This window comes from Legionella lansingensis, from assembly GCF_900187355.1.
Lineage (GTDB): Bacteria > Pseudomonadota > Gammaproteobacteria > Legionellales > Legionellaceae > Tatlockia > Tatlockia lansingensis.
Genome location: NZ_LT906451.1, coordinates 2,462,675 through 2,475,375 on the forward strand (window position 1 = coordinate 2,462,675; position 12,701 = coordinate 2,475,375).

The window sequence follows — 12,701 nt, forward strand, 5'->3', positions numbered from 1 at the left end:
ACTATGGCTAGCTTACCTACTAAAACGATAAGTGCCATTGTCAGCAGTGAAGGCGTATTAGAATTGATTATCAATAAATTAACGGAAAAAACTGTCGCTCGTCACGATATAAGTGTCCAGGGTTCTCCAGCAGCAGTTGCTAGTGAATATGGAGAAGCCTATGTAGGACCTGAGGAGATCCAGAAAAGTTCTCATCCGCCCAAGAGAGAATCTTTCCTTCGCGATGATTTTGGTTGGGTTATTGGTTTTTCCTTTGCTATCCCGGTCTTTATCTGTGTAGTCATTGGCGTTTTTCTCATTGGCGATGTACGCTCCCCCTCTGATAATTTATTTTACGGGCTTCTGGGCGCAATAATCGGTGCGATTAGTGGAGCTCTTCTCGCAAAGTTCGTAAGAAATCATCAGATCGAACAGATAAGAAAACAAGAAAGAAAAGGAGGTTTCGTACTTTGGATAACCGTGACTACTGATGAGCAAATGGATGAAGCTATTAAAATTTTAGAGGGATATCACGCACGCCAAATCCAAGTCACTTAAAGAGGTTATAAGATGGAGCTTGCAGAAATTATTTAGGCTTTAATGAACTGTTTGATCCTTGGTCTTTTATGAAATCTATCATTTCTTGATTATTGTTAATTTCAGCCCAATTCATAGGTGTTTGACCCATGCCATCACTGAGATTTAAATCCGCACCATTCCCCACTAAAAATTTTAACATGTCTAAGTTATTTTGTTTTGCAGCGATCAATGCTGGTGTAAATCCGTATTGGTTTTGAGCATTCACATTATCATGATGTTTAATAATCCACTTAACCTGATCAAGGTTTCCATCCAAAACAGCCTCGCATAAACTTTGGTCCATTAAGTCGGTTTTACGTCTCATAATTTATTCCTCTTTCTGATGAATCGTGTTCCTCAATGCATTATCAAATTGTTAAAACGCTTCTCAATGAAAATGGTGATTACTTCGCGCTCTTAATGTTTACATAATATACGACATATATAATCAAAGCAAAGGAAGTTTGTGAATGGATAACGCCCTAACTGGACATGAAATGGGCAAAAATTTGGATTAACTTTCGAATTTGGGTAATGATTATGTTTCGTGTCCAATCAAATAAAAAATCCCCAGTGGTGGCAATTACATTCTATTCTAGGCGAATTGATAATAATCCTGGATACCATACAGGAATTTTTAGCGCAGCTAACAAAAAAGATATTTTGCGGTTAAAGGAAGGCCTGGAACTTGCTGCTACAAAAAGAGGGAAGACACTGCCTCAGGTGGAAATTACTTTATTTCTTGTTCCAGACTGGAGGAAGGGAGAAGACTATACATCACCATCTTATCTAGAAACAAAACAAAAAATGCTTGATGAAGCCAGGAAATTTTACGGAGAAGGAATTCTCATTAAAGATTTTCTACAGACAAAGGTTTCAAAAGCAGAGCTTGATTTCTTAAGAAATTGCGAATCTATGGGGAGTGTTGCAGATATCTTAAAAACCCGAACTATCATTGATAGTAAGGGTCGTCCCTGCTTGCAAACCGATTCTAATGTGACCTGGGCTAATAATGATTTTGATAAGCTATATGAATTAACTTTTGAGCAAGACGAGGATGCTTTTAACGCAAGCCGATGTTCTGAAGTATATGTTTCTGCTCATAACAAATTGGTGTTTACAGGCTCTAACAGTGATCTTCCTTCTATTTTTGAAAAAACGTTAACCGAATATTGTCTTAATTATAATTCCGACCCATGGCATAAAAATGCGAATTGTAATGGAGTCTACGATATTGCTTTCTGTGAAGGCATGTGTCAGCACGGACTTACTTTCAGAGTTAGGGTTGAGGACAAGTATAACAAAGGTAAGACTTTCGATTTTTATCCCGCAAAATTACAGGATCCTCGTTATAAACTCATGCCTTTGGTTATCGCCTGCCAACGAGAAAGTTGGCGTGCAGGCATGGCGCCTCCAGATCCTGTTGTAGTAGAATTAACTGGCGGCTTAACCTTAGCTAATAATGATAAAAAACCAGCTCTGGAAGTTGAAATTAACGGCGTTCAATATGGTTATTATCATTTTAAAAGCCTGGTGAGAGTATTTACCAATTTACCAAGTTGGCATGCGGACGAAACCAAACAGAGGTATTCTTCTCAAACAAAAGATTATTTTACTGGTGCTGAGTATGCACGTAATCTATTTGTAAGTAAGCAAGATACTCATTTATGTATGAAAATTCTTGTTAATTACTATAATGCGGTTTTAAAAGCTGCTCTGGATGGGGAGCTCAAAGAAGGTGCGCGTTCAGTCAAAATATTAGCACAGCTCATTCCTAATAATGCTGCTGGAAATCAATTATGTATCATCTTATTTCGATGTACGGTAAGTGAATTACATTCTAATCCACTACAACTTGCTAAATTGCCTGTTGAGCATCTTCAAAGCTCAAGCCTAGCAATAGTTCATGTGGCAGTAACACCTACCTATTTGCAAACTGTTGCCCCCAACTGTGTTGGCAAAGGCCCTTATTCTTTCTTTGTGCCTTCAATGAATCGTCTTGAAAAATTGATGATGGAAAAAAATTTGCAGTTGCTTGCAAAAGCGGCAGATAACCTTCCGGCCAAAGAACATAGAGAAATCGTCGAATTTTTAAAATCCTTGCCACAAGAACAGCTCGAACAAATTAAGGGTGAGTCAAAGACTGCTCAACAGGTTTTTGATGAAAAATATGGTTTAGTGCCTTTTACTCCTAATGGAAGCAAATAAGTCCCTTAGGATCGTTCCCTAAACAGTGAAAACAGAGTCGACATGTGAGTTCCATGTAGCTAGTCTAGGATCCCCATGTTCGAATCATTTCTCATTTCCTTATCATCCTCCGAGAGCTCTTGCCTTAGCTTAAAAAACCTTTGCGTAATGGCTGTATATGATCGTGTACAGTCTTCACTCAATAAGTTAGTTACGGGTTCACCAGGATTTATTGAATTCCTCATTTCAAGCTGCTTTACGATGTGGTTCTTTAAATTTAAGCTCAACGTAGACGTCTCTTTAAATGTCTCAATTTCTTTCATAAAAAAGTCGTGATATTCTTCCCGTAATAACCCTAGTTTTCGCTTAATTTCTTTAATTACATCAACTTGCTCAACTTCTTTTATAGCAAAACAGCCAAAGAACTGTGATAGAAATTTGCAGAGTTTTATTAGAAAGCTATCATGTGCACTTAGAAACGCTGCAGCTTTTATATCCAAGCTTTCAATCTCTCTAAGCTTCTCCTGTCTATTACTAGCAAGTTGCAGTAATTGCTTATACGCTTCTAAGCTAGCTATCGTACCTTCAGTAGCCGCTCTTAAGGGGAGTACTTCAGCCGAGAGATTAGTTAATAATTTCTCAAACTCCGATTGACCAGCAGACAATGTCTTTATTAACTTTTTAAGCTGGTCCTCGTTTTGATTTAACGCTTGCCCTAGATTATGTATGTAGCTTGTGGCCAAAGATTTCACATAAGCTTTGCACTCACTATCCAAGGTCTGAGGAAGAATACTAATCACTGCATCTTGCGTTTGTTCAGACATGGTCAAACGCATTGTTGAAGCAGGCAGTGCTGTCAACCAACTTCCTACATACTGAATAGAAGCAGACATTTGTTGATAGCCATCCGGTTTCTTTAATTGATCAATTTTTTTAAGTACTTCTCTTCTTGAGTCTTCTTCAAGGTTAGCTATAAATAGCTTAAAGCTATCTTCGTTATTCTGTAAAAGTTCTAAAAAGTATTTTCTTCCGGTGACCTGATGTTCGTTTGTATGTAAGATAGTAAGGATTGTCTGAGCAAGAGCGATTTGTGATCTAAGTTCGTGATTTCTTTGAAGGGTGGTAACTAATGTCATCACTTTTAGCACATAGTCTTTCAGCGTATCTATCTTTTGCAAAACAGAATCCGCATCCTCCATGGACTCTTGCTTTAGAAGTTGCAAATACCGTTCATTGAGATATTCAGCTACTGTCTGGGGTGAAGAAAGTACAGTAGGTAAAATCTCTGTTTGGAGCTGACTAACCTTCTTGCTGATTTGCTCAAGCAAATCTTTAAGTGCCTCCTCAAATACGTCCAGTTCAATACCTACTAATTTAGCAGTTGCTTTTTTTGCCCAAGGGTAATACTGACTTAACGAAATAGTTAATGTTTTTAAGAAAACATAGAAAGCACAGCATAGGTATTTTACATGCTCAGGGTTATTGCGATTTGCGGTGAATTTTTCCAGCCATAATGTTGAGTTTTTTACCAATCCCTCTAATTTTTCTTGTGTTTGAACACGACTTTCAAGATAAAGTCCTGCAATATTGTACGTGATTTTTTCTAATAGAATCTTTTCCTCAGACTCTTCGAGACGTAAGAGTCCTGAATCCTCTATATAAACTTCCAGTATGAGCTTGCAGTAAAGCAAAGAACCATAATTTAGTTCCCCATAAGAAGCAAACTTTTTATATGGAGGGGAATAGCTGTCCTTCAGCTCTTGATTGATTTTTTCTATATTAAGAGCGCTACTCACATAGTTAGCGATTTCAACAGCAGTCTTTAATCTTAATTCTTCATTTTTAGCCTCTTTTAAGCGCCAGCGAGTAAAATAATCACGAAACCGCCCCTCCAGTTGCCCCGGCACATATCCTCCAAATAACTCTAGATTCACTATTAATTTACATACGGATATTCTGCTAGTTTGCAAGACAAAAGGGACAACAGTAAACTCTTTTTTACCATGCGAATATTTGTAGTAATTTTAACTAGGATGGAGGAATCGCAAGGACTAAGAGCGTTTTGATGCTGAGCTTAAAAAAATAGATAGTATTCTTGTCTCAGTTCTATTTTAGAACGATGGACGCCTCCTGAGATGCTTTAGGCTTCTTAATAAACTCTAAGCTTGCACACCACATCTACAAGTCTGGCCCCTAGATAATCCTGTTAGCCGGACAAGAAATACCATCTATGCTTAAAAAATAAGCTACTACAGCATTAAAGGCAACCGATAAATTGTTAATTAATTGCAAAAGCTGCTTCATTCTTGACCGCGTTGTTGCAACACTCAAGACATCACTATAGCAAGCTTGTCTAGCACGTCATCAACCTGGATTAATTTCATCGCATCTTCCCCATGAACTTTGGTACCCCACGAGTTATCTTTAGATTGATGAAGAATCGTAGCTACTGCTTGCGGGTAACAGTTAACAACAAGGTGCTTAAACGTATAGGGTCCTGAAATTTCAGGATTGGTAACCGCATGTAATGCCACCACAGGTGTTCCCACTGCTGTCGCCATATGAGATGGCCCTGTATCGGGACATAGCACAGCTTGAGATTGTTTAATAACAGCCAGTAATTGTTTTGGCTTCGTTTTGCCTACGAGATCATGGCAAGACACTTGTTTGAGTATTTCATCAGCCAATGTCCTATCAAAAGAGCCAGGTCCACCCGTTAAAACAACTTGAGCTTGCCAACGTTGCTGTGCCTCTTTTATCACAGCAACGTAACGCTCCACAGACCAAGTTCTTTCTGGCTTACTCGCTGCAGGATTTATAAGTAGAATAGGCCCCTGTGCAGGTAAATGAGCTCTTGCCCACTCACAGTCTGCCTGCGTAATGGGTAAATCCCAGTGTAGCTTTAAATCCTGGAAGCCCAAAACTTGAGCGAATTTCAAAAAAGCTTCGAGCGTATGATCGTTTCCTGCTGCGATCGTTTCTTTAATGAACCACCGATGTCCATCTTTCCCCCGATGTGCATCAAAGCCGATTTTTCGCGATGCGCGAATGAATGGGTATAAAAGATTAGCACGCAAACTTGCTTGCGCTGCTAGAAGCACATCAAACGACCGTCCCCTTAATTGTTTCTTAAATCGCCAATAGTCAGCCAAATTATTTGGCTTGTTGATAACGATAAAATCAATGCCATCCATTCCCTCAACGAGATCATAAGCAGGGCGAGAGATAACCCAGGTAATTGAAGCATTGGGTAAATTGGCTTGCAAAGTGCGAATTAATGGCACTAGCATCAGCGCATCACCCAATGCTGATAAGCGCACAACACAAATCGATTTAATCATTTTTCAGGACAAAGCAGGCGCCACAATAAGGGCAAACTTCAGTTCCTGTTTTCTCAATAGGTAAATAAACCTTGGGATGGGCATTCCATAATTCCATCTCATTCGTCGGACAACTCAACGGTAAATCACGGTGACGAACAGTATAATTTTTTTTTGTACTCGCCGGTTTTTTTTTCGCTTTAGACATCGTTGTTCCTCTAAATCTCAAGATTGCTATCAGGAATCCGGAGTCTTATTATCCAATATTTCATGAAGAAGTGCTATGATTTTGCTTTTAATGTCTACGTAGTCCTCACAATCAAAAAAAACCCCATGTGGCCAGTTCCTAAGCCAAGTCAACTGCCTTTTTGCCAGTTGACGTGTGGCCACAATGCCTTTATGGCGTAGCGTGTCATAATCATAATCGCCAGCAAGGTAATTAATAACCTGTCGATAACCAACACTACGCATGGATGGGCAAGTCGGCGGTAACTGCCATTTTTGCAATAATTGGGCAACTTCACTAACAAAATCTTTTGCTAACATCTCCTCAAAACGCAAAGCGATCCGTTGGTGTAGCCAATCCCGGGATTCAGGGAATAAGATAATATTTACAAAACGATATTTAGCCGCTCCTTTTTGCTCAGACCAGAAAAAAGATAAAGGCTTACCCGTTAATTGGAATACTTCTAAAGCCCGTTGAACTCGCTGCGTGTCATTGGGATGAATCCGCTCTGCTGATAAGGGGTCAATTTTCTTTAATTGCTCATGCAAATAAGACCATCCATGATCTTCAGCCTGCCGCAGAAGCTCCACTCGAATAGCCTCATCAGCTTGCGGTAAAATGGCTAGACCTTGCTGTAGAGCATTGAAATACATCATCGTCCCACCCACCAATAAAGGAAGGTTACCTCGATCATAAATGGCCTCAATAAGCTCTACTGTATCTTCACAAAATTGAGCGGCTGAATAACTTTCCGGGGGGTCTAAAATATCAATCAAATGATGATGGGCGACTTTCAATTCCTCAGGACATGGCTTCGCTGTGCCAATATTCATTTCTTTGTAAATCATGGCTGAATCAACGCTAATGATCTCAAAGGGGAACAATCGCAGTAATTCGCAGGCCAATGCTGTTTTACCTGAAGCTGTTGGCCCCATTAAACAAAAAACAGTCTTAGGCATTGAACAAATCCCAACAGAGTTTTGTGGACAAATGCTTGCTCCACTTATGCCGCTGAGCATCCGCTTCTTCGCTGTGCATATAAACAAGCAATGCTTCCTTTTCTTCTTGAGAAGCAAGTTTTGGCTCAAAATTTTGATGTGTAATCAATAACTCCATTAATTCCAAATTCGTCAAGTTATATTCTTTAAATATAGCAGTTAAGAGTTGTTTAAGGTTCAAATAGGGAACCACGATCGGTAAAGAACGGATTAAAAAGGTATTTTCGCTCATTAAATCGATCTCAATCCCAATCTGGTTTAGTTGACTTTCATACCGATGAAAATGATTTGCCTTAGATGGTTCAATACTGTGTGTAACTGGAACCAATAAGGGACGTCGCACCAAGGGCCATTTTTGCTTCATTAGAATAGACTTTAACCAAGCGTGTTGTAAGGACAAGACATCGATCAAGTACGGTTTTTCATTTATCATCACCAAAGCAAAAGAGTCATGTAAAGTAATCCATTTTTTGCATATAAGGGTATCCAAATCATTTTTATGATCTTTGATTGAGGATGAAAAACGTGGCTCTCTAATTGAAAATCTATCTTCTATCGTTTGTTCTATTATCTTATATGAGTCTATTTGTTCCGGTGCTTGTAATACCCGCTGGATTTGAGAACTCACAAAATCATGCACTAATCTCGGTTGCTGAAAACGCACCTCATGCTTGGTAGGATGAACATTGACGTCAACGTCTTCTGGGTTAAGGCTTAAGTATAACAAATAGGCTGGATAACGACCGGGGTGTAATAAGCCCTCATACGCTTGCTTAACAGCATGGCTAAGCAATTTGTCTTTCACCATCCTCAGATTAATATAAATCCATTGTTTATCATTTTGACTCCGTTGGAATTCTCCCCTACCTATCCATCCAAAGAGCCGCATCTTCAGATGCTCTACTTCGATATATGCTGATTGTTCGAGAAAGCTTTTACCAAATATCCTGCGAATACGAGCTTGCTTGCTTTGATCGTTATGAGCACCAGGCAAATGTAATAATTTTTTATCATTATGATTCAAGGTTATTGTAATTTCAGGAGCACTCAGTGCAAAACGTTTCACGACTGTTTCTATTGCTTGTAATTCAAGACGTTCAGTTTTTAAGAATTTTTTTCTAACTGGAGCATTAAAAAAAAGATCACGAACATCAACCGTAGTTCCTTGAGATCTTGCACAAGGCTGAATGTTTATTGTTTGGCCGTCACTCACTAGTCTCATGGCATCTTGTTGCTCTGGGGGTTTTGAACTGATAGTCAGACGTGAAACTGAGGCTATACTAGCTAAGGCCTCTCCTCTGAAGCCCATACTTGCGATTGAATATAAATCTTGTAGTTTGCGGATTTTGCTTGTGGCATGCGGGGCAATAGCGAGTGGCAAATCCTCAGCAATGATGCCTACACCATTGTCACTGACTTTAATTTGATTCACTCCCCCATGACTGATGTCAATATGAATAATGCTGGCGCCAGCATCGAGTGCATTTTCTAGTAATTCCTTTACTACAGACGCAGGGCGTTCGATCACTTCTCCCGCAGCAATTTGGTTAGCCACTGCCACTGGTAGTTGCTGGATTCTCATGTGACAGCAGGAATAATCAATCGTTGACCAGCTTTAAGTTGGTCTCCTGACAAATGATTGGCTGCCTGGATAGCAGTAACTGAAACATGATACCTGGCTGCAATTTTTGCAAGAGACTCCCCCTTTTGTACCAAATGAATATTACCCCTATCAGGACCACTGCCAGCTAATGCTTCAATACGTGTTCCATGAGGAGGATAATCCCAGAAATAACGTTTTAACCCCTCAAAAATAGCCTGGGTTAAACGTATCTGATAATTGGGATTGGTTAAATTCCTTTCTTCTCGTGGATTAGAGATAAAGCCTGTTTCGATTAAAATGGAAGGAATATCAGGGGATTTCAATACCATAAATCGTGCTTGCTCCACTCTCTGATTATGTAAATGGGTGATTCGATTCAAATGACGCAATACGCGCTCTCCCATATGCAAACTGGCGCCTATTGTAGCTGTTTGAGATAAATCGATTAGCACCGTACGTACTAGGCCACTTTGATCATCCAGTTGTGCTAAATTGACCCCCCCCAATTCAGAATAGTTTTCTTTCTCAGCAAGCCAACGGGCCGCTTCACTCGTTGCCCCTGATTGTGATAAAGCAAACACGGATGCCCCGCTTGAATGCTGGTTAATAAAAGCATCAGCATGGATAGAGATAAAAATATCCGCATTATACTTCCTGGCAATATTCAGGCGCTCACGCAATCCGATATAATAATCGCCATTACGCGTCAATACAGCCCTCATCCCGGGTTGCCTGTCAATAATTTGCTTGAGTCTGCGAGCTATCGCCAGGGTCACATTTTTCTCTGCCGTTCTCCTTGGTCCACTGGCACCAGGATCTTTCCCCCCATGACCAGGGTCGAGGACCACAATAACATCGCGCAATGCTTTTTGCGGGGCATGCTTTACCACGATTGGATTAGACGCTTTTTTTATGGCCGAACCTTTTATAGTTGGGTTGATAGCAGCAGGTGTTCTTCTTAACTTATCATTGGCCGTTAGGTCCAAAGAAAAACTGTGTCTTGCCGCGGCTGACTTATGTAATGGCTTGGTTTTGGTAGTAACGAGCCGATTGACCTCAAAGACCAATCGCAACGTGTGAGGGTTAGGATGTCCACTGCGGATATATTTGATTAACTCCTTACCAAGATTAACACGATTTAAGTTAACAGCTAAATCCGTATTTTCGAAATCAATAACAACTCGATTAGGGTTTGTCAACGTAAATACTTTGTGAGCCACTGCACTATCAAGAGTGAAAAGCACTGTAGGCTGGGCTCCTTGTTGCTTTATGTCTATAGACAGCAATTTTGCGGCCATGGCGATGGAGGAGACTGCCAAAAGTAAACAGAATCCAAGAATGCGCACACTCATCTCTCACCTGCAAGGCATGACAAAATTCTTTCTCCAGTGGGACTTAATGCTTTTATTGTTAGCAAACGCCCACTCCCCTTGATGGCAAAATTAAAGTTAATATCACTCGCCCTCAAGAAATTCCAAGCCCGCTCTGGCCATTCAATACAACATACGGAATCTTCACGAAAATAATCTCTGAAACCAATATACTCCAGCTCTGCCTCATCGTGAATACGATAAAGATCAAAATGATGTATTTGGGCGTTATTACATTGGTAGCTTTCAATAAGAGAAAAAGTGGGACTTTTCACTGCTGACTCGATTCCTAGAGCTCTTAGCATGGCTCTTATAAAAGTGGTTTTTCCTGTGCCAATTTCCCCACTAAACGTTAAAATCAATGGAGGAGTTAAGCAGTTGGCCAAGCTAGCAGCTAACAATTCACTGTGAGTCTCATGAGGAAGAATGACATCAAGTTGGCTCATTCGCTACTACCTATTGGTTGATTCACGTGCTGGTGTAAGTAGGGCATTAAATCACTGGCCAAAAGACCGCGCTCTCCCAAAGTTGCTGCTGCTGCATCACCCGCCATGGCATGAATCCATACCCCCAATCTGGCTGCCTCGGCAAGAGAGAGTCCTTGAGCGGCTAAACCAGCAATGACTCCACTCAAAACATCTCCCATCCCAGCACTTGCCATACCCGGATTGCCAGCACTACATAAATAAACCTTCGACTCATCAGAACAGATAATTGTTCCAACTCCCTTAAGAACGACGTTTCCTCCATACTGGTTTTGTAATAAGACTGCCGCCTGATAGCGATCTTTTTGAACCTCAGCAGTCGAGCAATGTAACAGCGACGCTGCCTCACCTGGATGCGGTGTCAAAATCCAATTATCATCATGCTGATGGTTGTTTGCTAAAATGCGTAGCGCTTGAGCATCAATAACCATGGGCAATTGGGAACTAATTGCCTTAGTAAATAAGGCTTGAGCCCACTCGTCCTCTCCCAATCCAGGCCCAATAATGCATATCGTGGCACGAGTGATCAAAGAAGACAGCTGTTTAATTTCATCAATACCATAAAGCATGGCTTCAGGCAAAGAAGGTAAAACATGACTGGCATATTCTGGTCTTGTGGCTATCGTAACAAGCCCTGCTCCTACACGTAATGCAGCTTTTGCTGCCAGACAAACAGAACCCGGCATGCCATGGCCACCACCTATGATTAAGACATGCCCAAAATGCCCCTTGTGCGAGTTTTTTGGGCGTTTGGGTAACACCAGTTGCAAACTCTGATCGAGCAAATAAGCTGCTACCGGAATTGTTGATAAATGATGATCCAACATTAGACTATGACAAACGATTGTCCCGCAATAATCAGGACCATCCAAGGTGAACAGACCTAATTTTCGTCCTATAAAAGTAACCGTTGTTGTAGCACGAACGCATACTCCTAAAACACTTCCTGTATCAGCATTCAAACCGGATGGAATATCCAAAGCGAGTACAGGAATTTGGCTATCATTAATCTGATTGATTGCGGTCGCAATAGGTCCTTTAACATCCCCTTGCAAGCCTATACCTAATAAGGCATCAATAACCAAGTCAGTATCACCGTCAATTGGTTCATCAAGGGGTTGGCAATGCACACCTGCAGCTATTGCAGCTAGAGCTGCATGACATGCAGCGGGAGGTAAGTTTTCTGCTGTTTTATGCTGATTGACAATCACAGAATAGCCTTGCTCATGAGCAAGGCGAGCAAGCACATAACCATCACCAGCATTATTTCCGCTGCCACAAAATATCGTCAAATGTTTTGCTTTTGGAAAAAGCTGGGTCAGCGTAAAAAAAGCACCAGAACCTGCACGCTCCATGAGCTCATCTTCTGAAAGACCTAGATCGGCAGTTACTAATTGCTCGCATAAGCGAATATGCTCTACCTGGTATAGAGGAATCTTTGCACTTGTCATAGTCTTCATATACTCCATTATGCCCTACCAAAAACTCTTCTTAGATTCAGACTGATCCTCAGTCATGTTTATAAACTATTTGAAGGGCATCGCGTCATTGAACGCTACTCCTTCTTTTTTACCAGAGTTAAAGCAGGTTTGCGTGCTTTGGAGTCTGTTCCTGTCTTTGCTGGCGGAGGTGGCTCATTGAGGTCCTCACCAAATTCCATGCCTTGCCCATTTTCCTTGGCATAAATAGCCAAAACCGCCGCAGGGACAATAAAGATTTGCATACTTTCACCAGAGAAACGAGCCGTAAAGATAATTCTGTCATTCTCAAGATGTAAGCCGCGACACGCTTTAGGAGAAATATTCAATACGATTCGATCGCCTTTGACATATTCTTGCGGGACTTGAACACCAGGATAACTGGCATTTACAAGGATGTAAGGAGTCAACTCATTATCGACGATCCAATCGTATATCGCACGAATAAGATAAGGCCTGTTAGAAGTCATTTTCAT

General features: G+C 40.8%; 12 protein-coding genes. 2 read left to right on the forward strand and 10 right to left on the reverse strand.

What is annotated here, in order from left to right:
- Positions 1-3 precede the first annotated feature (3 nt).
- Positions 4-537, forward strand: a complete 534-nt coding sequence (locus CKV79_RS11265) for an AtpZ/AtpI family protein (protein ID WP_028373171.1) — start codon at positions 4-6, stop codon at positions 535-537.
- A gap of 28 nt (positions 538-565) precedes the next feature.
- Here the strand turns inward: CKV79_RS11265 and CKV79_RS11270 are convergent, their stop codons facing one another.
- Positions 566-883, reverse strand: a complete 318-nt coding sequence (locus tag CKV79_RS11270) for an ankyrin repeat domain-containing protein (protein WP_028373172.1) — start codon at positions 881-883, stop codon at positions 566-568.
- Positions 884-1,098: 215 nt separating this feature from the next.
- On the opposite strand from CKV79_RS11270, the gene CKV79_RS11275 reads away from it, so the two are divergent.
- Complete coding sequence (locus CKV79_RS11275; RefSeq protein WP_131796058.1) at positions 1,099-2,766, forward strand: hypothetical protein; 1,668 nt, start codon at positions 1,099-1,101, stop codon at positions 2,764-2,766.
- 59 nt (positions 2,767-2,825) lie between these two features.
- Here the strand turns inward: CKV79_RS11275 and CKV79_RS11280 are convergent, their stop codons facing one another.
- The 9 genes from CKV79_RS11280 to CKV79_RS11320 all read right to left on the reverse strand — a co-directional run bounded on the left by CKV79_RS11280 (position 2,826) and on the right by CKV79_RS11320 (position 12,701).
- Positions 2,826-4,652, reverse strand: a complete 1,827-nt coding sequence (locus tag CKV79_RS11280) for a hypothetical protein (protein ID WP_028373174.1) — start codon at positions 4,650-4,652, stop codon at positions 2,826-2,828.
- A 420-nt stretch (positions 4,653-5,072) separates the two neighbouring features.
- A complete protein-coding gene (locus tag CKV79_RS11285) occupies positions 5,073-6,086 on the reverse strand; it encodes a glycosyltransferase family 9 protein (RefSeq protein ID WP_028373175.1) in 1,014 nt (337 codons plus the stop codon).
- The gene (locus CKV79_RS11290) at positions 6,079-6,273 is read right to left on the reverse strand and encodes a zinc-finger domain-containing protein (protein ID WP_028373176.1); all 195 of its coding nucleotides are present in this window, start codon (positions 6,271-6,273) and stop codon (positions 6,079-6,081) included. Before CKV79_RS11290 ends, CKV79_RS11285 begins: the two co-directional genes overlap by 8 nt.
- 29 nt (positions 6,274-6,302) lie before the next feature.
- Positions 6,303-7,250, reverse strand: coding sequence for a tRNA (adenosine(37)-N6)-dimethylallyltransferase MiaA (gene miaA, locus CKV79_RS11295; RefSeq protein WP_028373177.1), 948 nt, complete (start codon positions 7,248-7,250; stop codon positions 6,303-6,305).
- Entirely contained in the window at positions 7,243-8,871 is a 1,629-nt protein-coding gene (gene mutL, locus CKV79_RS11300) for a DNA mismatch repair endonuclease MutL (RefSeq protein ID WP_028373178.1), read from the reverse strand. Before mutL ends, miaA begins: the two co-directional genes overlap by 8 nt.
- Positions 8,868-10,244 (reverse strand): N-acetylmuramoyl-L-alanine amidase, encoded by a 1,377-nt coding sequence (locus CKV79_RS11305; protein WP_028373179.1) that lies wholly within the window; start codon positions 10,242-10,244, stop codon positions 8,868-8,870. Before CKV79_RS11305 ends, mutL begins: the two co-directional genes overlap by 4 nt.
- Positions 10,241-10,708, reverse strand: a complete 468-nt coding sequence (gene tsaE, locus CKV79_RS11310) for a tRNA (adenosine(37)-N6)-threonylcarbamoyltransferase complex ATPase subunit type 1 TsaE (RefSeq protein ID WP_028373180.1) — start codon at positions 10,706-10,708, stop codon at positions 10,241-10,243. Before tsaE ends, CKV79_RS11305 begins: the two co-directional genes overlap by 4 nt.
- Positions 10,705-12,198 carry a bifunctional ADP-dependent NAD(P)H-hydrate dehydratase/NAD(P)H-hydrate epimerase gene (locus tag CKV79_RS11315; RefSeq protein ID WP_028373181.1) on the reverse strand — a complete coding sequence of 498 codons (1,494 nt, stop codon included), beginning with the start codon at positions 12,196-12,198 and terminating at the stop codon, positions 10,705-10,707. The genes tsaE and CKV79_RS11315 overlap by 4 nt, the downstream gene beginning before the upstream one ends.
- A 104-nt stretch (positions 12,199-12,302) precedes the next feature.
- Positions 12,303-12,701, reverse strand: coding sequence for a ClpXP protease specificity-enhancing factor (locus CKV79_RS11320; protein ID WP_028373182.1), 399 nt, complete (start codon positions 12,699-12,701; stop codon positions 12,303-12,305).

Excerpts from the sequence above, each read along its gene's own strand:
- CKV79_RS11320 (WP_028373182.1), bottom strand. The coding sequence starts at position 12,701 with ATGAAAATGACTTCTAACAGGCCTTATCTTATTCGTGCGATATACGAT.
- CKV79_RS11265 (WP_028373171.1), top strand. The coding sequence starts at position 4 with ATGGCTAGCTTACCTACTAAAACGATAAGTGCCATTGTCAGCAGTGAA.
- CKV79_RS11285 (WP_028373175.1), bottom strand. The coding sequence starts at position 6,086 with ATGATTAAATCGATTTGTGTTGTGCGCTTATCAGCATTGGGTGATGCG.
- CKV79_RS11270 (WP_028373172.1), bottom strand. The coding sequence starts at position 883 with ATGAGACGTAAAACCGACTTAATGGACCAAAGTTTATGCGAGGCTGTT.
- tsaE (WP_028373180.1), bottom strand. The coding sequence starts at position 10,708 with ATGAGCCAACTTGATGTCATTCTTCCTCATGAGACTCACAGTGAATTG.
- CKV79_RS11315 (WP_028373181.1), bottom strand. The coding sequence starts at position 12,198 with ATGACAAGTGCAAAGATTCCTCTATACCAGGTAGAGCATATTCGCTTA.
- CKV79_RS11290 (WP_028373176.1), bottom strand. The coding sequence starts at position 6,273 with ATGTCTAAAGCGAAAAAAAAACCGGCGAGTACAAAAAAAAATTATACT.
- miaA (WP_028373177.1), bottom strand. The coding sequence starts at position 7,250 with ATGCCTAAGACTGTTTTTTGTTTAATGGGGCCAACAGCTTCAGGTAAA.
- CKV79_RS11275 (WP_131796058.1), top strand. The coding sequence starts at position 1,099 with ATGTTTCGTGTCCAATCAAATAAAAAATCCCCAGTGGTGGCAATTACA.
- CKV79_RS11305 (WP_028373179.1), bottom strand. The coding sequence starts at position 10,244 with ATGAGTGTGCGCATTCTTGGATTCTGTTTACTTTTGGCAGTCTCCTCC.
- mutL (WP_028373178.1), bottom strand. The coding sequence starts at position 8,871 with ATGAGAATCCAGCAACTACCAGTGGCAGTGGCTAACCAAATTGCTGCG.